Source organism: Caballeronia sp. LZ065 (assembly GCF_031450975.1).
Lineage (GTDB): Bacteria > Pseudomonadota > Gammaproteobacteria > Burkholderiales > Burkholderiaceae > Caballeronia.
Genome location: NZ_JARUXV010000044.1, coordinates 158464 through 184515 on the forward strand (window position 1 = coordinate 158464; position 26052 = coordinate 184515).

At 63.5% G+C, this 26052-nt stretch carries 25 protein-coding genes; 5 read left to right on the plus strand and 20 right to left on the minus strand.

Annotation, left to right across the window (positions count from 1 at the left end):
• Positions 1–3: 3 nt before the first annotated feature.
• From QCE63_RS36295 to QCE63_RS36340, 10 genes are all read right to left on the minus strand, one after another.
• The gene (locus QCE63_RS36295; RefSeq protein ID WP_309840201.1) at positions 4–1320 is read right to left on the minus strand and encodes an MFS transporter; all 1317 of its coding nucleotides are present in this window, start codon (positions 1318–1320) and stop codon (positions 4–6) included.
• A 51-nt stretch (positions 1321–1371) separates the two neighbouring features.
• Positions 1372–2265 (minus strand): phosphate ABC transporter substrate-binding protein, encoded by an 894-nt coding sequence (locus QCE63_RS36300; protein ID WP_309840202.1) that lies wholly within the window; start codon positions 2263–2265, stop codon positions 1372–1374.
• Positions 2266–2313: 48 nt separating this feature from the next.
• Positions 2314–3162, minus strand: a complete 849-nt coding sequence (locus QCE63_RS36305; RefSeq protein WP_309840203.1) for an amidohydrolase family protein — start codon at positions 3160–3162, stop codon at positions 2314–2316.
• Between the two features lie 48 nt (positions 3163–3210).
• Positions 3211–4182, minus strand: a complete 972-nt coding sequence (locus QCE63_RS36310; RefSeq protein ID WP_309840204.1) for an ABC transporter substrate-binding protein — start codon at positions 4180–4182, stop codon at positions 3211–3213.
• A gap of 165 nt (positions 4183–4347) precedes the next feature.
• Positions 4348–4962 carry a cytochrome c gene (locus tag QCE63_RS36315; protein ID WP_309840205.1) on the minus strand — a complete coding sequence of 205 codons (615 nt, stop codon included), beginning with the start codon at positions 4960–4962 and terminating at the stop codon, positions 4348–4350.
• Between the two features lie 11 nt (positions 4963–4973).
• Positions 4974–6923 (minus strand): thiamine pyrophosphate-dependent enzyme, encoded by a 1950-nt coding sequence (locus tag QCE63_RS36320; RefSeq protein ID WP_309840206.1) that lies wholly within the window; start codon positions 6921–6923, stop codon positions 4974–4976.
• Positions 6924–7062: 139 nt separating this feature from the next.
• Complete coding sequence (locus tag QCE63_RS36325) at positions 7063–7218, minus strand: hypothetical protein (RefSeq protein WP_309840207.1); 156 nt, start codon at positions 7216–7218, stop codon at positions 7063–7065.
• A gap of 129 nt (positions 7219–7347) precedes the next feature.
• Positions 7348–8343 (minus strand): LysR substrate-binding domain-containing protein, encoded by a 996-nt coding sequence (locus QCE63_RS36330; protein WP_309840208.1) that lies wholly within the window; start codon positions 8341–8343, stop codon positions 7348–7350.
• A 222-nt stretch (positions 8344–8565) separates the two neighbouring features.
• On the minus strand, positions 8566–9579 hold the full coding sequence (locus QCE63_RS36335) for a porin (protein ID WP_309840209.1): 1014 nt from the start codon (positions 9577–9579) through the stop codon (positions 8566–8568).
• A gap of 536 nt (positions 9580–10115) precedes the next feature.
• Positions 10116–11348 carry a LysR substrate-binding domain-containing protein gene (locus QCE63_RS36340; RefSeq protein WP_309840210.1) on the minus strand — a complete coding sequence of 411 codons (1233 nt, stop codon included), beginning with the start codon at positions 11346–11348 and terminating at the stop codon, positions 10116–10118.
• Between the two features lie 139 nt (positions 11349–11487).
• Between QCE63_RS36340 and QCE63_RS36345 the strand changes: the two genes are divergently transcribed.
• From QCE63_RS36345 to QCE63_RS36360, 4 genes are all read left to right on the plus strand, one after another.
• A complete protein-coding gene (locus QCE63_RS36345) occupies positions 11488–12339 on the plus strand; it encodes an amidohydrolase family protein (protein ID WP_309840211.1) in 852 nt (283 codons plus the stop codon).
• A gap of 27 nt (positions 12340–12366) precedes the next feature.
• A complete protein-coding gene (locus QCE63_RS36350; protein ID WP_309840212.1) occupies positions 12367–13266 on the plus strand; it encodes a hypothetical protein in 900 nt (299 codons plus the stop codon).
• Between the two features lie 83 nt (positions 13267–13349).
• Complete coding sequence (gene dctA, locus QCE63_RS36355) at positions 13350–14705, plus strand: C4-dicarboxylate transporter DctA (RefSeq protein WP_309840213.1); 1356 nt, start codon at positions 13350–13352, stop codon at positions 14703–14705.
• A 112-nt stretch (positions 14706–14817) separates the two neighbouring features.
• A complete protein-coding gene (locus QCE63_RS36360; protein WP_309840214.1) occupies positions 14818–15858 on the plus strand; it encodes a porin in 1041 nt (346 codons plus the stop codon).
• Here QCE63_RS36360 and QCE63_RS36365 read toward each other — a convergent pair.
• The 3 genes from QCE63_RS36365 to QCE63_RS36375 form a co-directional block, all read right to left on the minus strand.
• Positions 15846–17087, minus strand: coding sequence for an MFS transporter (locus QCE63_RS36365; RefSeq protein ID WP_309840215.1), 1242 nt, complete (start codon positions 17085–17087; stop codon positions 15846–15848). The genes QCE63_RS36360 and QCE63_RS36365 overlap by 13 nt on opposite strands.
• Positions 17084–17413 carry a hypothetical protein gene (locus QCE63_RS36370; protein WP_309840216.1) on the minus strand — a complete coding sequence of 110 codons (330 nt, stop codon included), beginning with the start codon at positions 17411–17413 and terminating at the stop codon, positions 17084–17086. Before QCE63_RS36370 ends, QCE63_RS36365 begins: the two co-directional genes overlap by 4 nt.
• 61 nt (positions 17414–17474) lie before the next feature.
• Entirely contained in the window at positions 17475–17927 is a 453-nt protein-coding gene (locus QCE63_RS36375; RefSeq protein ID WP_309840217.1) for a MarR family transcriptional regulator, read from the minus strand.
• On the opposite strand from QCE63_RS36375, the gene QCE63_RS36380 reads away from it, so the two are divergent.
• On the plus strand, positions 17916–18395 hold the full coding sequence (locus tag QCE63_RS36380; RefSeq protein WP_309840218.1) for a DUF4148 domain-containing protein: 480 nt from the start codon (positions 17916–17918) through the stop codon (positions 18393–18395). The two genes, QCE63_RS36375 and QCE63_RS36380, sit on opposite strands and share 12 nt — an antisense overlap.
• Before the next feature lie 15 nt (positions 18396–18410).
• Here QCE63_RS36380 and QCE63_RS36385 read toward each other — a convergent pair whose 3' ends face one another.
• The 7 genes from QCE63_RS36385 to QCE63_RS36415 are packed head-to-tail and all read right to left on the minus strand — an operon-like array spanning position 18411 to position 25912.
• Positions 18411–19631 (minus strand): MFS transporter, encoded by a 1221-nt coding sequence (locus QCE63_RS36385; protein ID WP_309840397.1) that lies wholly within the window; start codon positions 19629–19631, stop codon positions 18411–18413.
• Positions 19632–19688: 57 nt separating this feature from the next.
• Positions 19689–20564, minus strand: coding sequence for a phosphate ABC transporter substrate-binding protein (locus QCE63_RS36390; protein WP_309840220.1), 876 nt, complete (start codon positions 20562–20564; stop codon positions 19689–19691).
• Between the two features lie 42 nt (positions 20565–20606).
• Positions 20607–22157, minus strand: a complete 1551-nt coding sequence (locus QCE63_RS36395) for an acetolactate synthase large subunit (protein ID WP_309840222.1) — start codon at positions 22155–22157, stop codon at positions 20607–20609.
• Positions 22157–23014 (minus strand): aldolase/citrate lyase family protein, encoded by an 858-nt coding sequence (locus QCE63_RS36400; RefSeq protein ID WP_309840223.1) that lies wholly within the window; start codon positions 23012–23014, stop codon positions 22157–22159. The genes QCE63_RS36395 and QCE63_RS36400 overlap by 1 nt, the downstream gene beginning before the upstream one ends.
• Before the next feature lie 11 nt (positions 23015–23025).
• Positions 23026–23874, minus strand: a complete 849-nt coding sequence (locus QCE63_RS36405; protein ID WP_309840225.1) for an amidohydrolase family protein — start codon at positions 23872–23874, stop codon at positions 23026–23028.
• Positions 23875–23893: 19 nt separating this feature from the next.
• Positions 23894–24919, minus strand: a complete 1026-nt coding sequence (locus QCE63_RS36410; protein WP_309840227.1) for an amidohydrolase family protein — start codon at positions 24917–24919, stop codon at positions 23894–23896.
• Positions 24920–24940: 21 nt separating this feature from the next.
• Positions 24941–25912 carry an ABC transporter substrate-binding protein gene (locus QCE63_RS36415; RefSeq protein WP_309840229.1) on the minus strand — a complete coding sequence of 324 codons (972 nt, stop codon included), beginning with the start codon at positions 25910–25912 and terminating at the stop codon, positions 24941–24943.
• Between the last annotated feature and the right edge of the window lie 140 nt (positions 25913–26052).

The following is a 26052-nucleotide window of genomic DNA, read 5'->3' on the forward strand; positions in this document are numbered from 1 at the left end:
CGCTCAACGCACGCCCTGACTCATCGCCGCCGGCGGCGCCGCCTCCCGCTCCGACGCTTCGCCGTTGACGTCATTCACCTTCGGCGCCCACTTGCGCCGCATGAGCACAATCGTGCTCGCCGCGCCGACCAGCAGGAACACGAAGATCGCCATCATCGGCAGCGTGTAGCTATGCCCCACATGCAGCAGCCAGCCCGAAAGACTGGCGGACACGCCGCCCGCGAGGCTCGTCGCCACCTGCTGCAAGCCGGTGTTCAAGCCCACTGCCTGCTTCGGAATCAAAGTGAGCTTGACGAGCGCGAGGTTGTTCGTCGTGACGAGACCCACCAGCGTCAACGACAGCACGTTCCAGAACAGCGCCATCTGCACGCTCGGCGCGTAAGCCCCGAGCAGCACCGTCGTGCCGCCGATGAAACCGACCACCATGAATGACTTGCGCACCACGACGGCATCGTGACCGCGGGCAATCAGCCGGTCCGCCAGCCAGCCGCTGAGCGCGGCCGTGACGGCCACGCCGCAGAAGCTGAACGCCGTGTACATGCCCGACTGCTGCAATGAAAGGCCACGCTGCTCTACCAGATATGCGGGCATCCACGTCATGCAGTAGAACGCGAAATAGGCGTAGCAGAAGTTGGTCAGCAAGCCGCCCCACACCACCGGACTCGCCAGCAGATTGCGCAGCGGCACCGAGGCGGCGCGCTGCTTTCTGGACGCGAGTTCGGTCGCATCGGGGAAGTCGTTGCGCACCATCAGCAGCCAGGGCAGAAGCCACACCAGTCCCGCGAGGCCCGTCACGATGAACATCATCTTCCATGACGTGCCCGCGATGAGCCACGCAGCGGCCGGCGCGCCGAGCGCCGGTCCCATCTTGCCGCCGACCGAATAGATGCCGAGCGCGGTGCCCTTCTGCGTTTCCTCGAAGCGGTTGGCGATATAGCGATAGGTGGCCGGCACGACCACCGCTTCCGCCGCGCCGATCAGCACCCGCACGATGATGAGCGCCGACAGTGTGGTGACGATGCCGGTGACCGCCGCCGCGATACACCACAGCAGGAAGCAGATCGCATAGGGCCATTTGACGCCGTAGCGGTCGACGAGCCAGCCCATCGGCAGTTGCAGCAGCCCGTAGGCCCAGAACACCGATGAGCCGAGCCAGCCGCGCTGCACTGACGTGAGCGTGAAATGCTGGACGAAATGATGATCCGCGAGCGCGGCCGACATGCTCGTGCGGTCCATGAACGCGATCATCAAGCCAAAGGCGAGCAGGAATACGACGCCCCACCGGTTCTCGAGGCGTGCCGCTCTTCGAATAGTCTCCATCACTTCGTCTCCGTTTGATTTTTTATTATCACTGCGCGCCCGTGCGCGGGTCTATCCGAGGCTGCCAGTCACATCATCGAACAGTTCGTCCACGGAGAAGCGGCGCGGAATGATCTTCTGGTCGAGCGCCCAGTCGATGGCGAGCTGGATACCCTTTCGGTTCGCTTCCAGGCCGAACGGCGGGATCACGGCAGGCACACCCTCGCCCAGTGCGCGGCTCTCCACGATCATCCGGTACAGCTCGCGCACGATATCCGGCCGCTCCTTCGACAGCCCGGCATGCACGACGAACATATGGTTGATGGGCACCACGCCCTCACGCGCGAACCAGTCCTTCGCGGCGGCCTGCGCATCGGGCACCAGCGTTTTCACGCGCGGGTCCTTCGGCATGTCCTCGCCCGCCAGCACCGCCGCGAGTTCGCCGTCCAGCATCATCTGCCCGACCGACGAACCCTTCGGCAACCGCTGGCAATTGGCCGGGTCCGCGTACTCCGCGAGATGACCCTCGCCTTGCGTCATCCACGTGACCTTGTCGAGATCCACGCCGTACTCATGACGCAGGATGCCGCGAATCCACAGGCCCGTGGTCTGTGCATAGGTGCGCACGCCCACTCGCTTGCCCTCGATGTCCTTCGGGTCGAGATGACCCAGCTCACCGTTATAGCCCGCGCAATGATGCTGGAAGCGTCCCGAGATCGGGGCCGGAAGCAGCACGTAAGGCTTGCCGTAAGCCTTTGCTTGCAGATATGTCACGATCGCCAGCTCGCCGGCATCGAAGGCATTCTCGCGCAGCATCGGCTTGAAGCCGTCGTGCGCGCGCGCCGGGCCGCAGTAGTCGAGATTGACCACGCTCGACGACACGCGGCCGTCTCTCATCGCTTTCGTGGCCGCGTACTCGGCCAGGTTCACCCGCAGCGTCGGCAGGTCGGTTTGATTCGTCGCCATCTGATCGTTCCTCATGCTTCGTTCACTGGATAGCCTTCGCCACGCCGCTCAGGCCAGCGCCGGATACAAATGCTGCGCCGTCTTGCCGAAGATCCACGCGCGGTCATCGTCGTTCAGGCTGCGCAGGCCCGCCTCGGCCGTCGCGAGGATTTCGGGCAACGTACCCTTCGAACTCGGGAAGTTCGAACCCCACGCCAGACGCTTCGCGCCGAACACTTCAATCAGGCGCGGGAAGAAAGTCTCCGCATCGGCCTGGCCCTTCTGCATGTCGTCGAAGATGCGCGGCGTCAGCTTCATGTAGATGTTCGTGAGCGGCGCGAGATCGAACATGGTCTGTGCTTTTGCGTAAGGCGCGCCGTCCGTCACATCGGGGCGGCCGAGGTGATCGAGAATGATCTTCACGTTTGGGAAACGCCGCGCCAGATCGGCAACTTGCGGCAGGCCGACCGGACCAGTCTGGATGCACATCGGCAGATTCAGTTCCGCACAGGTTTCCCAGGCGGGCCACGCGCGCGGATCTTCGAGTTCGCTTGGATCGAAATCCTTCGTGCTGCCGCCCGTGAACATGCGCAGGCCCGCGAGGCCGCGCTCCACGCAGGCGCGAATGGTGCGCGGCGCATCGGGCAGCGTCACGTCGACGGAACCCACGGCGACGAGACGATCCGGATAAGCCGCGCAGGCATCGAGCACATAGCTGTTGTCGAAGCCATACGTAGTCGACGAATGCACGACGGCGGCCTTCGCCACGCCTGCTTCGTCCATTGCTGCGATCAGCGATTCGACCGTGGAAGGACGTTCCTTCGACCAGTCGGAACGCTTGCCGCCCAGCGGCGCGACCGGATAGCGCGCTGTATTGTCGGAGATGATGTGCGGATGAATATCAACGATGGATGCCATGAGTTGCTCTGTGATTCGATTGAATGGTTATGCGGTGGTGGCGTTGGATCAGGCGAGCGGATCGACGAACAAATCGGCCATCGACATCCGGCGCGGCGTGAGCCGCTGCTCGAAGGCGGTGGCTTCCAGCGCCTCGATGGTCTTCCGATTGGCCTCGATCCCGTACGGCAACGGATCGTGCCCGACGATCTTGCGCAGTTCGAGGTACTTCTTGTCGTTGGCGTTGCTCGGGTCGTTGCGGTCGAGATCGGCGAGCCATGCTTGCTTGGCCTGCTCGAATGCGTCATGGAGCGACTTCGCAATCCACGGATGCTCAGCAAGCACCGAATCCTTCACGACGATCGTGCCGTGCATCGGATACACGCCCGTGCGGCGGAAATAGTCGGCTTCGAGTTCCGCCGCGTTCGGCAGCAGGTCGGGATAGTCGGCTTCCACTTCCTGCCAGCCGCCGTTCGGATTGCCGGTGCGACCAATGCCGGCATTCGCCGCAAACCCCGCCGCGAGTTCGCCCGAGGCCATCAGGTCCGCGAGCGACTGGCCCTGCGGCGCATGAATCACGTTCGACGGAAGCTTGAGTTGCGTGACGTGTTCCTCGTCATCGACGACCCAGGTGACCTTCGACGAATCGAGGCCGAACTCGTCGATCAGCACCTGGCGCGTCCATACGCCGGTCGTGACGGAATACGCGCGCACACCGACCTTCTTGCCTTCGAGATCCTTCGGTGTAGCGATGCCCGCATCGGGACGCACGAGCAGGCCGCCATGGTGAAAGCGCCGCATGACGAAGATGGGCAGCGCGACGAACGGCGCGCCATAGGCTCGCGCGATGATGTAGGTGGTCGGGGCCAGCTCGCACACGTCGAACTCGACATCGCGCACCATGCGGCGAAACGCGCCGATCTGCGGCTTGACGGTGACGATCTCCGCATCGACGCCTTCAATGGGAATCGAGCCATTGCGAATGGCCGACGTATGCGGGTACTCGGCAATGGCGATCTTGAGCGGGACTTTTCTGGTCAACGGGGTCTCCTGTTGGATTCGAATGATGTTCGGGGACCGTCCAGCGATCCGGTCAGAAGATCATCGGATAGCGCGTGTTTCCCGTCTATTGAAATAACCCGTGGCCGCGTTAACCAACTGGTAAATGCTTTGGCATCCGTATCTGTGCGTGTCTGTGCGTGTCTGTCAGCGCAACTGCGCCACGTAGCGGGCCACGTCGCGCACGTCTTCATCGTTCAGGACATGCGGATACAGGCGCGGCATGATGCCGGAGGGTTCGCGAATGCGCGCTTCGATGTCGCTGGTTCCATAACGGCTCGCAATGCCGCGCAGCGCAGGTCCCACACCGCCCTCGCCGCCCGCGCCATGACATGCCGCGCAATTCGCCGCATAAATCGACGAGCCGTGTCCCGGCGCCACCGATGCTTGCGCCGCCGGCGTTGCGCCGTCGTTCAACAACGCGAGGCTCTCGACTGAAGGATTCGGCGGCAACGAGGCGAGATAAGCGTGAATGCGAGCGATTTCGTCGTCGGAGAGAATCCGCTTGCTGTAAACGGGCATCTCGCCCTTGGGATCGTGCACATACGCCTGCATCGCCGACAACGCGATGGGATGCGGCGCGAGCGCGGGCCCGGTCGATGCGCTGCCTTGTCCGAGCACGCCATGGCATTCGTAGCAGCCCTTCTGCATGAAGAGCGCGCGACCGGTTTCAATATCGGCATTGGTATCGGCGCGCGCTTCGGGCATGGCGAGCACGATAAACGCAAGCGCCGTGATCAGCGAACGTGAATAGAGAGTCATCGCGGCGTCAGTCATCGAGGTTGGGTCAGCACATCGAGCAAGGCGGGCTTGCCGCTTCTGACCTGCGCCATCGCGCGCGTCAGGGCCGGGCCGAGATCCGCGGGACTGGAGATCGGGCCTTCCGCCCAGACACCCATGCTCTTCGCCATCGACGCGTAATCAATCGGCGGATCCTGCAACACGGTGCCGATGCGCCCGCGCTCCGGATGACGATCACGCCGCCCCGCCATGCGCTGAATATGCATGGTCTCCTGATGCCACGCGCGGTTGTTGTGCATCACCATCAGCAAGGGCACCTGATGATGCGCCGCCGTCCATAGCACGCCGGGCAACACCATCAGATCACCGTCGGTCTGGATGCTGACCGCGATGCGCCCGGCATCGCGATGCGCGATCGCCGCGCCCACGGCAGCGGGCGCCGCATAGCCGACACCATACCCTCCGCCCGCGCCGATGAACTGATACGTCTTCGTAAAGTCCCACAGGCGATTGGGCCACTGGCTGCATGCGCCCGGCGGCGAAACGAGCGCCCAGTCGTCGTGGCGGATGACGTTCCACACTTCCTGCGCGAGACGCGCCGTGCTGACCGGCGTGCCGTCCCATGCGTGCGTTGCGGCTTCCCGGGCGGCGTGCAGCATGCTGTCATGCGAGGCCCGCAGCGTCGCCGCGCGCGCCTCGACAACCGTGCGTTGCGCGGCCGTCATCGTCGTGCGGATGGCCTGCGTCAGCGCCGGCATCGACGCCTGGGCATCCGCGCCGATGGGCAAGGCCGAAGCGTAATAGCGCTCCGCATCCTGCATGTTCGACTTGCCGTAGAGATACGACGTCGAGATGCTGATGACGCGCACGTCGGGCTTCGCACGCCGCTTCGATGCACGGCCTATCGTATCCGGCACACTCTGCGTCAGCCCCCAGACATCGCCCACTTCGAGCGCGAGGATCACGTCCGCATTGGCCAGCAGGCGCGCCTGCATCGACGAATGATTGAGGGTGTGCCGCGTGGGGAAGTTCATGCGGCCGAGCAGGTCGATCACCGGCGCATTGAGCGATTCAGCGAGCGCGACCAGCGACTCCAGGCCCGCTTGCGTGCGCACCGCACGATCCGCGACGATGACGGGCGCCTTCGCCGCGCATAGCATCGTGGCAGCGGCTTGCAAGGCATCGGCGCTCGCGGCGGGCGGCGACACTTCACGCAGCGGCGGCACCGCGATGCCATGCGGGTCCGCAATGGGTTGCTCCTGCAACTCCGCATCCGCGACAATCAGCACGGGCGCCATTGGCGGCGTGACGGACATCGTGTATGCGCGCATGAACGATTCGGCGTAATGCTGGAGCGACACGGGATAGTCGTCGTACTTGGTGTAGTCGCGCACCATCGCACCGAGGTCCTGCGCCGTGTGATACCACTCGACACCGGGCCGGCGCTTGGTTGCGTCCGCGATATTGCCGGCGATGACCGTTATCGGCACGTGATCGCACCATGCGTTGTAGAGCGCCATCGACGCATGCTGCAAGCCCACCGTGCTATGCACGAGACAGGCCATGGGTTTGCCCGCGACTTTCGCGTAGCCGTGCGCGATCGCCGCCGACGCTTCCTCGTGGGTGCAAACGATCATCTGCGGATGCTTGTCGCCCGCATAATTCACGATCGACTCGTGAAGACCGCGGAAGGTCGAGCCCGGCATCGTCGCGACATAGTCGATGCCCGCGATGCGCAGCAGATCCACCATGAAATCGGAGCCGGGATTGCCGATGTGCGCGGCATCCGTGGCAGGCGCTTCATCGAGCGAGGGCGCCAGGACATCGCCTTGCGTTTCCGCTGCTGCCAGTGCCGGCGATGGCCTGCTCACCGAAGGCCGCTGCGGCGCAGTCGATGTCGGCGTGGCCGCGGCAGGCTTGACGAGCGCCGCCGCTGTGCCGGTGATGAGCGCTTCCTTCAGAAAGGTGCGTCGGCCTGTCATGCAGGATTTCCTTTTTATCGTTTGTATCGTCGTGGCGTGGTGGCCGTGCGTACAGGCGTACAGAGGCCGGCCGCGAATGCGCGCGGCGGAGACTGAACTCTGGATGACTGGAACGAGAAGCGCCTTCGGATAGCGAAGGCTAGCGTCGCGGCTGGCTCAGATCGTCCATGCCGAAGATGTGGATCAACACCGGAAACTGTCCGGGCCAGGCACGCGCGAGTTCCCTCGTGGTGCGCGCCGCCGTGCCGTACCATGCGGCCGCGCGACGCCATACGCTCATCATGGGGATGGGCATCCGTCTGTCTCCTGTTCGGTGAAACGCCGGCGCGTCAACGCGCTCTTGATGCGAGTTCGATGAAGACATCATCGCGCCGCCTGCGTTTCCCGTCCATTGAATAAAAGGACAGACGCCTTAACCTCCCGGTTAAGCCCCTTGACCGGATCCGGCATGCTCCGCCATTGCGGCAAGGTCGGCTTCGTCCTTGACATCGTTGGGCGGACATTCACGTTCGAGGCATTGCAGGAGCAGCATCGCACTGGGCGCGAGCGGCTTGTCGGCACGCCAGATCACGCCCAGCGGCCGCGTGGCGACGTTCACGTCGAGCGGCAGCACATGGAACGGACTCGCCCCCGAATCGGGATAGATCATGTCCACGGTATGCAGCGCAATGGCATCGTTGATCTGGATATAGGCGCGGATCAGATGCGTCGAAAGGGTCTCGATGGTGTTCGACGGCATCGGCAGGCCATGGCGCGCCAGCGTGTTCTCGATCGGCTCGCGCAGCAGCGAACCCGAAGGCGGCAGGATCCACGGATAGTCTTTCAGGTCCGACCATTGCACGGTGCTTCGGCTTGCGAGTGGATGCTGCACGCCCGTCACGAGCTTGATCGGCGTGTTGATGAGCGCGCGTTCATGCAGGCCCACCGTGTCCGCGCGATTCGGCAGGCGGCCCACGATCATGTCGAGGTCGCCGCGCCGCAAGTCCTGCAACAGCGCGTTCATGCGGCCTTCGAGGATCGAGACGTTGGTCTGCGGCGCTTCCTGTTTCAGGCGCGCGAGGGCGCGGGGCATAAGGGTGGAGATGAGCGTCGGCAGTGCGCCTACGTGCACCTTGCCGGCGCTGCCGGTCTGCAGCGCCTTGATCTCCTCGGCGGTCTGGTTCAGGCTGCTCAGCACGGCGCGGGCGTGCCGCACCACGCATTCGCCATAGGCAGTGGGACGCAGGCCGTTGACGGTGCGCTCGAAGAGTTTCACGCCCAGTGCGCTCTCGATTTCGCCAAGCGCCTTCGATACCGCTGGAACCGTAATGTAAGAATTCGACGCCACTTGCCGCAAGTTGCGGAAGTCATAAATGGCGACGAGCAGGCGCAGATGACGCGCCTTCATGTTGACGCTCAAATACCAGTCCAGCTGACTCATAATGTCTCCGATGCGCCCCGCGCATCGGACGATGACACGCTTCGGCGCTAGTCGTTCTGCGTGCGGCTTTTCGATCCCGCCGCTGCGCGATCCGTATGCCACAGTTGTTCCATTGCCCGCCGCGCGAAAAACGGTTGCGCGGCGGTAAAGAATAACGCAGCAGGATAATGGAAACGACAGGGACCGTGCAGAACGAGCGCCGGAGATGCGCTGGCCGGCATATCAGAAGCCATGGTTGATCCCCACCGTGAACGCGAGTTGATGCGGCTGCTGGGTGGCGTTCAAGGTCTTGTTGGTGATGTAGGTGCCAGAGAACTTCGTGTAGTCGAACTCGGCATAGAGCACCGTCTGCTTCGACAGCGAATAGGCGATGCTCGCCAGTCCCTGACTGCGCTTGCCGCCCGTATTCGGCAAGTCCGTGATGTAGTATGCGGCGCCCAGGCGCGTGTAGGGAGTCAACTGATAGGTCAGGCCGCCCCAGTAGTTGAGCGTGCGCACGTCGCGGTTCGGCGCGGCCACGTCGACGTTATCGTTCATGTAGCCGCCCGCGAAGCGCACGTCGCCGAAGGTCAGCGCCGCGCCGAGCGTGTAATAGTTGTCCGGCTGGTAGGTCGTGCCCGAAAGCACCGATCGGTGGATATAGACACCGCCTACGTTCACCGGTCCCATTTTGTATTGCAAGCCCACGCCACGCGCCGATCCCGCGTTGAAATCTCCCGCTACGCCGCCGAAGGAATTCTCCGCGCGGAAGCGGAACGGTCCATACGTGCGGCTGTACTTCACGTCGTTGTTGAAGCGCGTGCCCGCGGTCGCGGGCGTGAGCGGGGTGATGCCGGGATACTCGAAGTTGAAGGGATCGTAGTCGTAGACCACATCATGCGCGATGGTGTACTGACGGCCGAAGTCGAGCGAACCGAACCACCCGCCCAGGCCGACATACGCGCCCCGGTTGAACGCCACGTTATTCGTGTTGTCGTAGGCGCCGTTGCCGAGATTGAAGCCGCTTTCGAGCCTGAAGTGTGCGTTGTAGCCGCCGCCGAGATCTTCCTTGCCGATGAAATCGAGCCGGTTCGAGGTGAAGAAGCCGTTCGAGTTCATCGAATACTGGCTGCCCAGTCCGGTGTGCGTATAACGAATGCCGCCGTCGACCACGCCTGCGAGCGTGACATAGGATTGCGCGTGAGCCACGCCCGCGAACTGACAGGCGGCGAGAATTATTGTTAGTTTCCTGATCATGGGATCTCTTCGATGAGGTGCGGTATTACGATCCCCACGCCGTCCATGCGACCTGGCCGGCCATGGAGCCGTCTGTCAGTCCTTCGGCGTGCTGCCCCGCTCTCTCTCTCGATGATCGTGTACAGGTCTCGTGCGCTTGCTTGCATGCATGGCTGTCTCCAATATGGCGCCTTGTTTCAGGCTTCTTTTATTGCGGGCGTGAGTGCCCCTCACCGCCTTGCCGGGCAGTGAATCCTGCGTTGATGCGTGATGGGGATGCGAAGGCCAAGCGCCTCCGCGAACGCACGCGTCAAGTTGTCAGCGTGCGATCTTGCGAAGCCCGTGCTTGTCTGCTCGTGAGGCTGTAACCGCTACATCCATGGGCTCGTGGCTCAAGACACGGACTTGCAACGCGGCTTGCAGCAAGTCGTCTGCGGCTTTCGATGCTTGCATCGTCTCATCGCGACCCGGCAGCGTCCATTGAATAAATTTCTCGACGCGTTAACCTTTGAGTAAAGGCATATGCCGGATTCAGTGCGGCAAGTGGAGTCTCACGCTCACGCGGGCAGCCCGCATTCCTCACGCAGGCACTCGATGAATGCCTGCTGGACGGCGGTGCCGAGCCAGTCGCTTCGCACCGTGTAGCCCACTGCGCGATCCGCCTCGGGCGTCTTCAGTTCGAGTGCGACCATGTCGCTGCCGGGATAGGCCTCGCGTATCTGCGAGCGCGACAGCAAGGTAATGCAATCGCTCTCGACGAGCATGGCGATCATCATCGCGAGCGAACTCGTTTCGACCACGAGCGGCGGCGTGGCAGGCAAGCGCGCGAAGAGGCGGTCGATCACCGCGCGGCGTGGCACATTGCGCTGCGGGACGACCCAGTCGTAGTCGGCGAGATGGTTGGGCATGATCGACTTCTGCCGCGCAAGCTTATGTCCCTTGCGCACCGCGACCACATACGGGTCCGCGAACAGCTCGGTTTCCTGCACCGTGCCGGTAAGGCGGGGCTCGCGCAAGCCGCCGACGATGATGTCGATGCCGCCCGCGCGCAGATCGCGCAGCAGCGGTGCATGCGAGCCCTCGTCCACGGTGATGCGGGCCGCCGGATAACGTGCGCGCAGCCGTTGAATCACGCGCGCGACGAGTTGCGGCGGCAACAACGGCAACACGCCGATGGCCACGCGCCCGGTGCGCTGCCCGCGCGCATAGGCGAGATCTTCACGGGCCTGCGCGATCTCATACAGCGCGAGACTGAGCCGCCGCGCGAACTCGACGCCCGCCGGGTTCGCCGCGACGCTGTGTACGCGCCGTCGATAGAGCGACACGCCCACGGTCTGTTCGATCTGTCGCGCCGCGCGATGCACGGCCGGCTGCGAGATGCCGAGCTGCTGCGCCGCCTCCGCCGCCGAGCCGGCCTGCGCAATGGCGATGTGACAGCGCACCTGAGCATCCGTGAGGTGCCGGCAGATCGTCGCGCTCTGCGGGGATGGCTCGTCATGGCCGGTCAGGGCCGCGACCGCGCGCTCCATCTGATCGAGCATGCGTCGCGTGCGTCTTTGCAGGATGCGCCCTTCCGCCGTCAGTTCGCTGCCGCCGAAGCCGCGTTCGAACAGTTGTCCGCCGAAGCTTGCTTCCAGTTTGGCGATAGCGAGGCTCACCGCCGGCTGGGTGCGTCCCGCGCGCGCCGCCGCCTGTCCGATACCACCCGATTCGCACACGGCATCGAACAGGAACAGGCGCCGCAAGCGCGTGAGATCGTCGCTCGACGGGTCGTCTTCGCGGTTCGCCATGGCGTTCAACCCCTATGTGTAAACCCTTAGCTTAACCAGAATTTATGCCCAAGCGCAAAGTTCATATTGAGGGATTCGCTCGCAAGCGGCTTACAGTGACGTCCATTCCATTGCAAAAAGACATCCCTGGAGCCGCTTCATGTCCGTTGTCATCGACACTCACACTCACGCCATTTCCCCGGATACACAGCGTTTTCCGCTCGCGCCGGTTGGCGGCCACCAATCGGAATGGTCCGCGAAGCGCCCCGTCAGTTTCGAAGGCCTGCTGGCCTCGCTCGACGAAGCCCGTATCGACCGTGCCGTGGTCGTGCAGGCGTCCACCGTGTACGGCAACGACAATAGTTATGTGGCGGAAGCGGTGCGCAGTCATCCGGATCGCTTCGCCGGCGTGTTCTCCATCGACGTGCTGGCGAACGACGCCGTCACGCAACTGCAACGCTGGCTCGACGCCGGCCTCTCCGGTCTGCGTCTTTTCACGACGGGCAGCACGATGCCGGGGCAAGCGGGCTGGCTCGACGACGAGCGCTCCTTTCCGGTGTGGGAATACGCGGAACGCCATGGGGTGTCGATCTGTCTGCAAATGACGGCGCAAGGCATTCCCGCGCTGCTGAACATGCTCGCGCGCTTTCCGAAGATCCGCGTGTTGCTCGATCACCTGGCGCGTCCCGACCTCGCGGGCGGAGCGCCGTATGAAGCGGCCGCGCCGCTGTTCAGCCTGGCATCGCACGAGGGTGTGTATCTGAAGCTCACGAACCGCACGATCGCGGAAGCGTCGCGCGGCGCATCGACGCCGGAGGCCTTCTTCCCGCGCGTGCTCGATGCCTTCGGTGCACACCGTATCGCGTGGGGCTCGAACTTCCCCGCAGCCGAAGGCGCGCTGCCGCAATTGCTCGCCGATGCGCGCGCCAGCCTCGCGATGCTGCCCGCCGATGCGCAGCAAGCCATCTTCGGCGGCACCGCGCTGACCGTCTATCCGGCGCTGGCCGCCTGAATACGCTGTGAGACTATGAGTCACGACATGCAACCGCTGCTGCTGAAAACCGCTCTGAAGACCTACCCGCACACGCGCGCCCTGAAGCGTGGCGAACTGACCGATCCCGCCGTGCAACTCGTGTTCGACGAGGTCGAGCCGATTCACGACGCGTTCGCGCCCATGGCGCGCCGCCAGGCGTATGACGTGAGCGAGCTGGCCATCGTCACGTATTTGCAGGCCAAGGCTTATGGCAAGCCGCTCATCTTGCTGCCCGCCGTCGTGGCCGCGCGGTTTCAGCAAGGCTGCATTATTTATAATGCGCGGCGCGGCAAGCTCGATATCGAACATTTGTCGGGCAAGAAGATCGGCGTGCGCACTTATACGCAAACAACCGGCATGTGGGTGCGCGCCATTCTCTCGGACACGTACGGCGTGCCGGTCGAAGCGAACGAATGGATCACCATCGAAGGCGCTCATCTCGAAGAGTATGCGGACCCGTCGTTCGTGCAGCGCGCCGCGCCCGGCAAAAAGCTGCTGCCGATGCTGCGCGCCGGTGAACTCGACGCGGCCATCCTCGGCAACGACTTGCCCGACGAAGCGGGTCTCGAACCGCTGATTCCGGATGCCGCGACGGCGGATCTCGCGTGGTACGCCGCGCATCGCTATGTGCCGATCAACCATGTTGTCGTCGTGACGCAAGCGCTGGCCGATGCGCATCCGCAAGCCGTGCGCGCCGTGTATGACCTGCTGTGCCGCGGCAAGGCCTCGATGGCCGCGGAGAATGCCGGCAAGCCCGACAAGCTGCTGTTCGGTTACGACGCATTGCGCGCGCCGCTCGAGGAAACGCTCGCCTTCTGCGAGGAACAGGGTCTGCTGCCACGCAAGCTGACCGTCGATGAAATCTTCGCGGACAGCGAACGCATTCTCGGCGAAGCGGGACGCTGAACCGCATCGCACGCCCCCTTTTTTACTTATTTCATTCTCAGAAGCGAATTCGAATTCGCCACCCGCACCGCAAGGAGACATTCATGAGCTTGCCCGGCAAGGCCGTCACGCAACCCAGAAAACGCCGGCCGTTCTATCGCGACCTGTCCTTCCAGGTCCTCGCCGGCATGGCGCTCGGCATCGCCACAGGCTATCTGTTCCCGAAGTTCGGCATCAACCTGCAACCGGTCGGCGACGCCTTTATCCGCATCATCCAGATGCTGATCGGCCCGATCATCTTCTGCACGGTGTGCAGCGGCATTGCGGGCGTGAAGGATTTCAAGAAGGTGGGCCGCGTCGCGATCAAGGCGCTGTTCTACTTCGAAGTGGTCACGTCGCTCGCGCTCGTGCTCGGACTGGTGGTCATCAATGTGCTGAAACCGGGCGTCGGCATGAACGTGGACATGCACAGCGTGCACTCCGCCGCCGTCGATGCCTATGTCGCGAAGGCCCATCACGTCGTCACCACGAGCGAGTTCCTGCTCAACGTGATTCCGCACACCGCGTTCAGCGCGTTCTCGGGCGGCGACGTGCTGCAGGTGCTGTTTTTCTCGGTCCTGTTCGCGTTCGGCCTTGCGGCTATCGGCGACCGCGCGAAACCCGCGCTCGATTTCATCGACTCGGTCTCGGGCGCGCTGTTCTGGGTGATCGGCCTGACGATGAAAATCGCGCCTATCGCGGCATTCGGCGCCATCGCGTTCACGGTCAGCAAGTTCGGCTTCGGCACGCTGCTCTCGCTCGGCAAGCTGATCCTCGAGTTCTACCTGACTTGCGCGCTGTTCATCGTGCTGATCCTGTGGCCCATCGCCCGGGTGAACGGCTTCAGCCTGCTGCGGCTCATGCGTTACATCGGCGCGGAACTGCTGCTCGTGATCGGCACGAGTTCCTCTGAAACCGTGTTCCCGCAACTGATCGACAAGCTGGAACGCCTGGGATGCGAGCAGTCCGTGGTCGGTCTCGTGCTGCCGACGGCCTACACCTTCAATCACGACGGCACCTGCCTGTACTTCGCCGCTGCCGCCGTGTTCCTCGCCCAGGCCACCAACACGCCAATGGGCTGGCACGAGCAACTGGTGCTGCTCGCGGTGCTGCTGCTTACCTCGAAAGGCGCAGCAGGCGTCTCCGGCGCGGCCATCGCGGTGCTCGCGGCCACGCTGGCTGCATCGAACACGATTCCTGTCGAGTCCATCGCGCTGATCCTCGGCATTCACAAGGCGATGTCGAGTGCGTTCGTGTTCACGAACATCATCGGCAACAGCGTGGCGACGATTGTCGTCGCGAACTGGGAGAAGGCCCTCGATCGCGTGGCCCTGACGCGCGAGCTGAAGTCCGGATTCCGCCCGTCCGACGTGCAGATCGGACCGATCAAGCAGGCGAGCGGCGGCTCTGCCGGTCACTGACTGCCCGCCGCCGGCATCGGCTCGATTCCGGCGGATTTTTTCGGAAAGGACGGATCCGAAAATAGTTAGTCATACCGATCGCAAAAAATTCTAATGAAGTTGGAGACACGTTGTGAAAAAGATAGCTTGGAAGAGGCTAGGACTGACCCTGTCCGCAGCCGCCGGAATGGTGTCGGCATGGTCGGTGCATGCGCAGACGAGCGTGACGCTGTATGGCACCGTGGATGGCGGCATCCGTCATCAGACCAGTGCCGCGAAGGGCGGCGGCACCGTGACCACGATGAACTCGAACGGTTACTACAGCTCGAACAAACTCGGTTTTCGCTTGAAGGAAGATCTGGGCGATGGCTGGAACGCGCATGCCCAGCTGGAAAGCGGCTTCAACCTCGATAACGGCCAGTTCGACAATACGGCCAACCGCGAATTCAACCGGCAGTCGTTCGTCGGCATCGGGCATCGGACTTACGGCTCGATCGATCTCGGCCGGCAGTACACGATCGCGCACGACATCATCAGCATTTACGATCCGTTCAGTTTTCATTTCACGCCGATCCTGCCGCTCACCACCGCCTCCGACGGCACGCGCAACGACAACGATGTGAAGTACAAAAACCGGATCGGTTCGTTGCTGTTCGAAGCGGACAACTCGTTCGGCGGTGTCGCGGGCAATTTCAGCAGCGGCGCGGCTCGTGCCGTGGGCGTGAGCTACGCGGCGGGCCCCGTCGCCGTGGGCGGCGTGTATGGGCACCGCAATGTGCTGAACGGCACGCGCTACCTGGGCGACACCTACTACATGCTCGGCACCAGCTATGCAATCGGACCAGTCAAACTGTCCGGGGGTTTCATGGCGGAAGACCTGCAAGACCCCGCCGCGCCGCATACAGTGACGAACAATGCGTTCGGTGGGCTGGCATGGACGGTGACGCCGTTTATCGTGTTTCGCGGCGGCTATTACCAGACCAACGTTTCCACCGACAAGGCCGGACGCCGCAGTCTGTCAGTCCTGTCGCTGGCGTATCTGCTGTCCAAGCGCACGACGCTCTATGCCGAAGCCGACTACACGTCCTATCGCCACGCTGTTGTCAGCACGCTGAACCCGGCCGGGGCGAACAGTCAGACTGCGTTCACCATCGGTATCGATCATCTGTTCTGAAGTGACATGCGCTGTTCATGCCGGATGCGGGACAGCGCATAAGCACCGACCGACACGGCGGCGAACCCCGACAGCGCGCCAATCCCCAATGCCCAGCGCGGCCCCAGGTGATTGGCGACCCACCCGACTACTGGCGCGCCGATGGGCGTGCCGCCCAGCGCAATGGCCAGCCGCAGCGCCATGACGCGCCCTCGCATCGCGGGTTCGGTCGAGATCTGCATCAGACTGTTCGTGGTGTTCGTAAAAGTGAGCGCCGCCACGCCGATCACGACCAGCGCACCGGCGAACAGCCAGTAGGTCGGCGCAACAGCCGCCAGCGTGCAGCCCACACCGAACATGCCCGCTCCAGCCAGAATGGCGCCGAAGCGCGGCCGGCCGCGTCCCGCCGCGAGCAAGGCGCCGGAAATCGTGCCGATCGCCATGAACGACGAAAGCAGGCCGTAGCCGCGCGCGTCGGTATGGAAAACGCCGACGGCCATCGTCGAAATGAAAATCGGAAAGTTGAGACCGAAGGTGCCGATCAGGAACAGCATGACGAGAATCGCCTTGAGATCGGGGCGTGACCATGCATAGCGGAAACCTTCGGACATGCCCTTCCGTGCGCGCCCGGCCCGCGCGCTCATGCGAAGCTCGGACGTGCGGAACCACGACATGGAAACCAGCACGGCGACGAAGCTGACGCCGTTGACAAGAAACGCCCAGCCCGTGCCCACCGAACCGATGACCAGCCCCGCCACCGCCGGTCCGATCATCCGTCCCGCGTTGAACGACGTGGAGTTGAGCGCGACCGCGTTGTGCAGGTCCGCGTCGCCCACCAGCGAGCCGACGAAAGTCTGCCGCACTGGCCCGTCGAAAGCCGATGCACATCCGAACAGCAGCGCGAACACATACACATGCCACAGCACGACGACGCCGGTCACTGTCAGCACGCCCAGCGCCAGTGCCAGCGCGCCCATGGTCGCCTGGGTGAACATCAGCAGCTTGCGCTGGTCGTAGTGATCCGCCGCATAGCCCGTCCACGGCAGCAGAACGATCTGCGGCCCGAACTGAAGCGCCATCACCGTGCCGACCGCCGACGCGTTGTGATGAGTCAACTGCGTCAGTACGAGCCAGTCCTGCGCGGTGCGCTGCATCCAGGTGCCGATGTTGGACACGAGCGCGCCGGCAGCCCACAGGCGATAGTTGAAAACCTTCAGGGAACGGAATGCCTGCACGGCTTGAAACCTCACGTCCGCGTAGTCATCCGGCCACCGTGGAAGCGCCCGAAGTGCCTGGCTAGAAACAGCCCGATGGCCAGCATGCCGAGGCCGAATGCCAGGGCGTCGAGGGGGTTGTGAAAATCGAAATGACCGACGTGACACACCAGCCCGTAACCGATGACGAGATTAAAAAAACCCCACACCACATTCAATGTCGATGAGGAAAGCCCCTGGCCGGGTGGCGTAGCAAAGGGACTTTGAAACGGTTCGCCTCGTACTCCGCTGACCAGATGCGGCAACGCGTTGCAAGAAAAAACGCCACCGAAGAACCAGGCGATGAGATCGAGCCATTCCATTTTTTTCAAACGCCTCGTGTGTAGAGAGGGGGCTTCCGGCAACGCATGAAGACAAGCAGGTTCACTCGTCCACCAGCCGCGCGAGCAAGGCGACGGCGGCGGCGACTTGCGCCTGCTCGGCGGAAGACAGCCGTGCGCGGATGGTGCGGGACAACCAGTCCTGCCGCGCGCTGCGCCCTTTGCGGATCATCGAGAGGCTGGCTTTCGTGAGCGAGAGGATGGTACGGCGTCCGTCTTCAGGGTCCGGGGTACCCACGATGTGCCCGCCCGCCACGAGCGCCGCAACTGCCGTTCCCATGGATTGCGTGCGGATGCCTTCGGCTTGTGCGAGTTCCGAGACCGAGGCCGGACCATCGCGCTCCAGACGCAGTAGCACGGCAGTCTGCGTGCCTGTCAGATCGCCATAAGCCGACTGAGCGCGCATGTTGCGCTTCAGCCTGGAAACGACGGAACGGAGCGCGGACGCGAGTTCGTCGGCGCTGTCGAGCTTTGAGTTTGCGGATTGATCTGCCATGGCGTCACTCTGACACATGAAAAGAAAACTGCCAAGTTTTCTTACCAATTGATGCCGGGTAAAAAACTGAACGCCCTTAACCAAACCCTCAACGCTCACGCCGAAAAATTCAATAGACTAGGTAATTACCCTAGGGTGAAATACGACCTGTCGCCGCTGAACAGTCACGCGGCTCTCATCAAGCAGAAAGGTCAAATCATGAAACTCGCCATCCACGCCGTACTGGTCGCCGCCGCCATCCTCGTTCCCGCCGCCGCCTTCGCTCAGTCGAGCGAGCCGCTCACGCGCGCTCAGGTCCGGGCAGAACTCGTGCAACTCGAGAAAGCCGGCTACAACCCGCTCAGCAATTGCGACGGCAATTGCCCGGACAGCCTCCAGCGCGCCGAAGCCACCCTGATGCGCAGCCGGAATGACGCGGCTGCCGCTTACGGCCCGGCGTTCGACGGCACGCAGCAAGCCGGCCGGTGAGCACCGGCGCTGCATTCAATGCAGCGCGTCGCGTGTGGCGAGCGGCTTGAACAGGCGGCTCCATGCAAGGCTCACGAGTATCGTCGCCACGCCGCCCGCGACCACTGAGCCGATCACGCCCAGCCCTGTCGCCGTGACGCCGGATTCGAATTCGCCGAGCTGATTGCTTGCACCGATGAAGAGCGTATTCACCGCCGCCACACGTCCGCGCATGCGGTCCGGCGTCTCCAGCTGGATGAGCGTCTGCCGCACGACCACGCTGATGGTGTCCGCGCCGCCTGAAACGGCCAGCAGGATGAGCGACAGCGGAAACCATTTCGACAGCCCGAAGCCGACGATGGCAACGCCATAGACGCCCACCGCAACCAGCAGCTTCTTGCCGACGCCGCTGGCAATCGACCGTCGCGACAGAAACACGCCGACACACAATGCGCCCACGGCGGGCGCCGAGCGCAGCAAGCCGAGCCCTTGCGGTCCTACATGCAGGACTTGCCGCGCATAGACGGGCAGCAACGCGGTGGCGCCGCCGAACAGCACGGCGAAGAGATCGAGCGAAATCGCGCCGAGCAGAAGCGGATGGCTCCAGATGAAGCGCAGGCCGGCGAGGATCGAATCGGCGGTGACGGGTTCACGCGGCGGCGGCGTGTAGTCATAGCGCACGAAGCAGTACAGCGCCGCGCTGAAGCAGAACAACGCCGCACTGGTCAGATACACCGTGACCACGCTGATAGCGAACAGCACGCCGCCCAGCGCTGGCCCGGCGATGACGCAGGTCTGCTGGACCACGGTGCTCAGCGCCATCGAACGAGCGAGCAGCTTGGGCGGCACGAGCATCGGCAGGAGCGCCTGCTGGCCAGCCATCTGGAACGGCCTGATGGCCCCGAGCGCAAGCGACAGCGCCAGCAGCGCGTCACGCGTGACACTGTGCGTGGCGGTGACTGCCGTCAGCAGCGCTGCCGCAACGGCTTGCAGCGCGAGACACGCGGCGACCATCCGTCCGCGATGCAGGCGATCCGCGCAATGACCGGCGACGAGCGTCGTCGCGAGGCCCGGCGCGAACTGGAACAGACCAACGAGCCCGAGATCCCACGCGCTTGATGTCAGGTCGTACATGTGCCAGCTGATCGCCAGCATTAACATCTGCTGGGCCGTGATGGAACCGATGCGCGCGATCAGGAAGCGCGTAAGCGGTGCGTGGCGCAGCAACGACGTCACGTCATCGGAACGGGTCTGCATGGCGGGTGATGGAGTCATCTCTTGTATCGCGGAGCGCAGCCGCTCACGAGCCTCGTGTCAACCAAGGCTGCCGGTCACATCGTCGAAGAGCTCGTCCACGGACAAGCGCCGCGGAATGATCTTCTGGTCGAGCGCCCAGTCCACCGCCAATTGCAGACCCTTGCGGTTCGCCTCCAGCCCGAGCGGAGGGAACGCGGCCGGAACGTTGTCCGCAGCCGCGCGGCTCTCCGCCACCATGCGATACAACTCGCGCACGATGTCCGGCCGCTCCTTCGACAAGCGCTCGTGCACCACGAACATATGATTGATCGGCACGACGCCCGTGCGCGCGAACCAGTCTTTCGCGGCGTTCTGTGCATCGGGCACGAGGGTACGCACGCGTTCGTCCTTGGGCATGTCTTCGCCCAGCAGCGCCGCCGTCAGTTCGCCGTCCATCATCATCTGCGGAATCGACGAACCGGCCGGCAGACGCTGGCAGTTCGAAGGATCGCTGTACTCGGCGAGGTGGCCGTCGCCGAGCGTCATCCACGTAACCTTGTCGAGATCGACGCCGTATTCATGGCGCAGGATGCCGCGAATCCACAGCGCGGTGGTCTGCGTGTAAGTGCGCACGCCGACCTGCTTGCCCTCGATATCCTTCGGATCGAGATGACCGAAGTCGAGGTTATAGCCCGCGCAGTGATGCTGGAAGCGGCCCGAGATCGGCGCGGGCAGCAGGACATAAGGCTTGCCATAGGCCTTCGCCTGCAGGAACGTGACGATGGCGAGTTCGCCCGCATCGAACCTGTTCTCGCGCACCATCGCCTTGAAGCCGTTGTGCGCGGGCGTCGGTCCGCAGTAGTCGAGCGTCACGAGGTCGGACTTCACGCGGCCGTCGCGCATCGCTTTCGTCACGCCGTATTCGGCGAGATTGACGCGCAGCGTCGTTGTCATGGTGTGTGCTCCTTCGTTGCTTGTATCGTGCTTGTGATGGGTTCAGAGGCGCACTTCGATCAGGCAAGGTCCGTCCGCGTGCGTCGAATCGGTCAAGGCCTTGTAGAAGCCCTCGGCCGTCTCGACCGCCACCGCCGGCACGCCCATGCTCTTCGCCATCGCGAGCCAGTCGATGCGCGGCTTGTCGATGTCGATCATCGACAACGCGCGCTCACCCGGCGCACCCGCGCCCATGTTCGCGTACTCGGCCTTGAGAATCGCGTAGCTGTTGTTGGCGAAGATGATCGTCGTGACGTTCAGGCTTTCGCGTGCCTGCGTCCACAGCGACTGGATGGTGTACATCGCGCTGCCGTCGCCGACCATGCAGAAGACACGGCGGTCGGGGCACGCCAGCGATGCGCCGGTGGCTACCGGCGTCGCATAGCCGATCGATCCGCCCAAGTTGTTGATGAGATCGTGCGGACGCGCGCCCATCGTGAGGTTCATCGACTCGCGCCCGGTCGTCAGCGATTCATCCACGACGATGCAATGCTCCGGCAAGGCCGCCGCCAGCGCATGCGCGATGCTGGCCGGGTTCAGCGCGCCCGTCGGAACCGGCGTCTCGATGCGCGCTTGCAGCAACGCCGCCGTGCCGGATGCACCGAGCGCCTGCAACAGCATGTCGAACGCGAGTTCGCTGTCTTCGTCGGCTTCGACGAGCGCATGCACCAGTGTGCCTTCGGGTTTCAGCAAGCTCGGCTTGTCCGGATACGCGAAGAACGCTACCGGTTCGCGCGTCTCCACTGTGATGATGTGCTTGAAGTCCTTGAGGAACGCCGTGGCCTGCGCGACCGCATACGGAATGCGCGCGAGCGGCACACGCCCCGCGCCCCGCTCGATGCGCGCCGTGAAGAACTGCGAGCCGAGCACCGCGCCGGTCGCGGCGGCGACACGGCCGGCCTTCTCCAGCGCCACGCCGCGCGTCGCCTTGTTCGCGAGGACGATCAGCGCGGGTTCGCCAGAACGAAGCACGCGCGCGATGTGCTCGATGCGTTCCGCAGACGGCGTCTTGCGGCCCGCCGGACGCGCTGGCAAGGCTTGCGGCGCGGCACCGGCTTGCTGCCAGGACGTGTCGCCCGGAAGAATCAGTGTTGCGATCTGCCCCGGATGTTCGCTTGCCTTCGCAACCGCCTGCGCGGCGTCCCATGCGATGGTGTCCGCGGATTCGGCACGCCGCACCCAGTGACTCAACGGCCGCGCGAGCCCTTCGATATCCGAGGTCAGCGGCGGATCGTACTTCAGATGCGACACCGAATGCTCGCCGACCACATTGACCATGCCGGACGACGCACGCTTCGCGTTGTGGATGTTCGCAAGACCATTCGCCAGGCCCGGTCCGAGATGCAGCAACGTGGACGCGGGCGTGTCCTTCATGCGATACCAGCCATCGGCGGCGCCTGTGGCCACGCCTTCGAACAGGCACAGCACGCTGCGCATGCGCGGGTTGTTGCCGAGCGCGGCAAGGAAGTGCATCTCCGACGTGCCCGGATTCGCGAAGCAGATATCGACGCCCTCTTCAACCAGCGTCGCGACGAGACTTTCGGCGCCGTTCATCAGTAGCCTGCCAGTTCGCGTGCGAGACCGACGACGCCATACGTGCGCGCCGGCGCCGACATCAGGAAGCGATAACCTTCTTCCTGCAAGCGGCGATGATTCTTCGCGGTCACATGCGGATTGCCAACGACCACGTTGTGCTTGTGACAGGTCTCGGCAATCTGACGCATCGCGGCGACCACTTCAGGATGTTCATACTGACGCGGCAGCCCAAGCTCCTGGCTCAGATCACCCTCGCCGATCAGAATGAAGCCGATGCCCGGCACGTTCGCGAGGATGTCGTCGAGGTTCTCGATAGCCTGCGTGCTTTCGCACATCAAGCCGACGAGAATCTCGCCTTGCGGCGCAAGCGGCCAGACATCGGCCTTCTCGTAGTACTGCTGCATCGACAGGCCCCAATAGCGCGCGGCATTCGCGGGACCGTCGCCGCGTACGCCCTTCGGTTCATACAGCGGCGCGTTCTTCGGGCGCGCATAGCGGCACGAGGCCACGGCGTTATAGGCCTGCTCCACCGTCGCCACGTGCGGCCAGATGACGCCATATGCGCCACGGTCCAGCACCTGCTTGGCGAAGCTTTGGTTCATTTCCACGCCGTTCGCGGGGATGCGCGCCAGCGGCGTCACCTTGGGTGCAACCGAACCGGATTCGGCAATCTGCTTGCGGCTCAACATGTACTGGAAGGCATCGCCGAGCGCGGCCACGTCGTACGGGTTGTGCTCCATCTCGAAGACGATGCCGTCATAAGGCGAATCGCTCATTTCGATGGCGGTCTGCTTGTCGAGCTTTGCAAACGCCGCGTGCGCGGCCTTGCCCGATTCAAACGCGCGGATGATGCTGTTCAGGCGGGTGTCTGACATGATGGTCTCCGTTATTGGCTCAATGCCGGATAGAGCTTCTGCGCGGTCTTGCCGAAGATCCATGCGCGATCTTCTTCGCTGAGGCACGCGAGCCCTTGCTGGGCCGTTGCAAGGATCTCGCTGAGCGTGCCGGGCGACGTCGGGAAGTTCGAGCCCCATGCGAGGCGTTGCGCGCCGAACGCCTCGACCACGCGCGGGAAGAACGTCTCCGCGCTGGCCTTCTCCTTCTTCACGTCGCCGAAGATGCGCGGCGTGAGCTTCATGTACACGTTCGACAGATCGCGCAGTTCGAACAGTCCTGCTGCGTTCGCATACGGCGGGCCGTCGAGGACATCGGGTCGCGCGAGGTGATCGAGAATGATGCTCACGCCGGGAAATTTCTCCGCGAGCATGCGCACTTGCGGCAGGCCGACCGGACCCGTCTGGATGCACATCGGCAGCTTCAGTTCGGCGAGCATCTCCCACGCCTTGAACGACTTCGGGTTATCGAGTTCGCTCGGGTCGAAGTCCTTGGTCGAGCCGCCCGTGAAGATGCGCAGGCCCGCAAGGCCCTTGTCGGCCCAGCTCTTGATGACGGCGGCTACGTCGTCGGCCAGCATGTCGACGGAACCTACCGCGATGAGCCGATCCTTGTACTGGTTGCAACCGTCCACCACGTAGCTGTTGTCGAAACCATAGGTCGTCGACGAATGCACGACCGCGGCCTTCGCAACGCCTGCCTGATCCATCGCCGCGATCAGCGCTTCGACCGTGTTCGGCCGTTCCTGCGACCAGTCCGAGCGCTTGCCGAACAGCGGCGCCGGCGGATAGCGCTTCTCGTCGTCCGAGATGATGTGCGGATGAATGTCGATGATGTTCATGTCTTCATTCCTCGTCCGGTCACAGGCCGCGCGCCTTGAGTTGCTGATCCAGGCGCGGATAGACGCGGCGTGCGTTGCCTTCGAAGATTGCGTGGCGGTCCGCGTCGCTGAGCGCTTCGCAGGCGTCGATATAGCGCTTCGTATCGTCGAAATATTCGCCAGTGTCTGGATCGCGTCCGCGCACCGCGCCGATCATCTCCGAACCGAACATGACGTTGCTCGTCGGCACGACCTTGGTCAGCAGTTCCACGCCCGGATGGTGATAGACGCAGGTATCGAAGAAGATGTTGTTCAACAGGCCTTCGAGCGGACGCTTGGCGATCTCCAGCGACATGCCGCGATAACGTCCCCAGTGATACGGCACCGCGCCGCCGCCGTGCGGAATGACCAGGCGCAGCGTCGGGAAGTCCTTGAACACATCGCCTTGCAGCAACTGCATGAACACCGAGGTATCGGCGTTCAGGTAGTGCGCGCCCGTGCCGTGATGGCACGGATTGCACGAGGCGGCGACGTGGATCATCGCGGGCACGTCGAGATCGCACAGCGCTTCATAGACCGGATACCATTCGCGGTCCGTCATCGGCTTGCCGGTCCAGTAGCCGCCGCTCGGATCCGGATTCAGATTGCAGCCGACAAAGCCCATCTCCTCGATACAACGGCGCAACTCGGGAACCGAGTTCTTCGGCGGCGCTTTCGGCGATTGCGGCAGCTGGCACACCGGCGCGAAGTTCTCCGGGTACAGGTCACAGACGCGCCGCACCAGATTGTTCGAGACTTCTGCCCATTCGAGGCTCGTGCGCTCGTTGCCGAGGTGATGGCTCATGAGGCCCGCGATGGGCGAGAACAGCGTGAGGTCGCCGCCGCGTTCCTGTTGCAAACGCAGTTGACCATTGCCGACGCCTTCGCGGATCTCGTCGTCGGACACATGCGCGCCGGAGAGCGGCGGCGCATTGGCGGGGTCGTCGGCGGCAGCGATCTGCTTGGCGCGCCAGTCGCGGAAAGAAGCGGGGACGGTCGTGAAGTGACCGTGACAGTCGATGATCATGTTCCTGGCCTTACGTGTGGTTTAGACGCGGGGATCGACGAACAGCTCGTTCATGGACATGCGGCGCGGCGTCAGGCCTTGCTTGAACGCGGTCGCTTCGAGCGCTTCGATGGTCTTGCGGTTTTCTTCCACGCCATACGGCAGCGGATCGTTCCCGACGATCTTTTGCAGCTCGATGTACTTTTTGTTCTTCTTGTCGTTCAGTTCGCCCGCGTTGAGCTTGGCGAGCCAGTCCTGCTTGGCCTTGTCGAAGGCGTCATAGAGCGACTTCGCCACCCACGGATGCTCGGCCAGCACCGAGTCCTTGACGACGATGGTGCCGTGCATCGGGTACACGCCGGTGCGGGCGTAGTACTCGGATTCCAGTTCGGCCGCATTCGGGAACATGTCCGGATAGTCCGCTTCGACTTCCTTCCAGCCGCCCGTCGGGTCGCCGGTGCGGCCAATGCCCGCGTTGCCGTGGAAGCCCGCAACCAGTTCGCCCTTGGCCATCATGTCGGCAAGCGAGGTGCCTTTCGGTGCATGGATCACGTTCGGCGGCAGCTTCAGTTGCGTGACGTGCTCTTCATCATCGACGACCCAGGTCACCTTCGAGGGATCCAGTCCGAATTCGTCGATCAGCACCTGGCGCGTCCACGCGCCGGTGGTCACCGAATACGCGCGCACGCCGACCTTCTTGCCTTCGAGATCCTTCGGCGTCTTGATGCCCGCATCCGGACGCACGAGCAGACCAGAATGATGGAAGCGCCGCACGACGAAGATCGGCAGCGCGACGAACGGCGCGCCATACGCACGAGCGATGATGTAGGTGGTCGGCGCGAGTTCGCAGACATCGAATTCGACGTCGCGCACCATGCGGCGGAAAGCGCCGATCTGCGGCTGGACCGTGATGAATTCCGCGTCCACGCCTTCGATGGGAATGGAGCCGTCGCGGATGGCCGAGGTATGCGGATGCTCGGCGATCGCGAGCTTGAGATGGACTTTCTTGGTCACTGGAGTCTCCTGGGAGGATTGATCGTGCGAGTCGAGCTCGTGTCGGTGCCGACATGATCTTTCGAGACGCCCTGCTCCGTCTATTGAATAAAGAAGCAAGGGGCTTAACCGTTTGGTAAAGAGTGAGTTTCCCGCTTCAG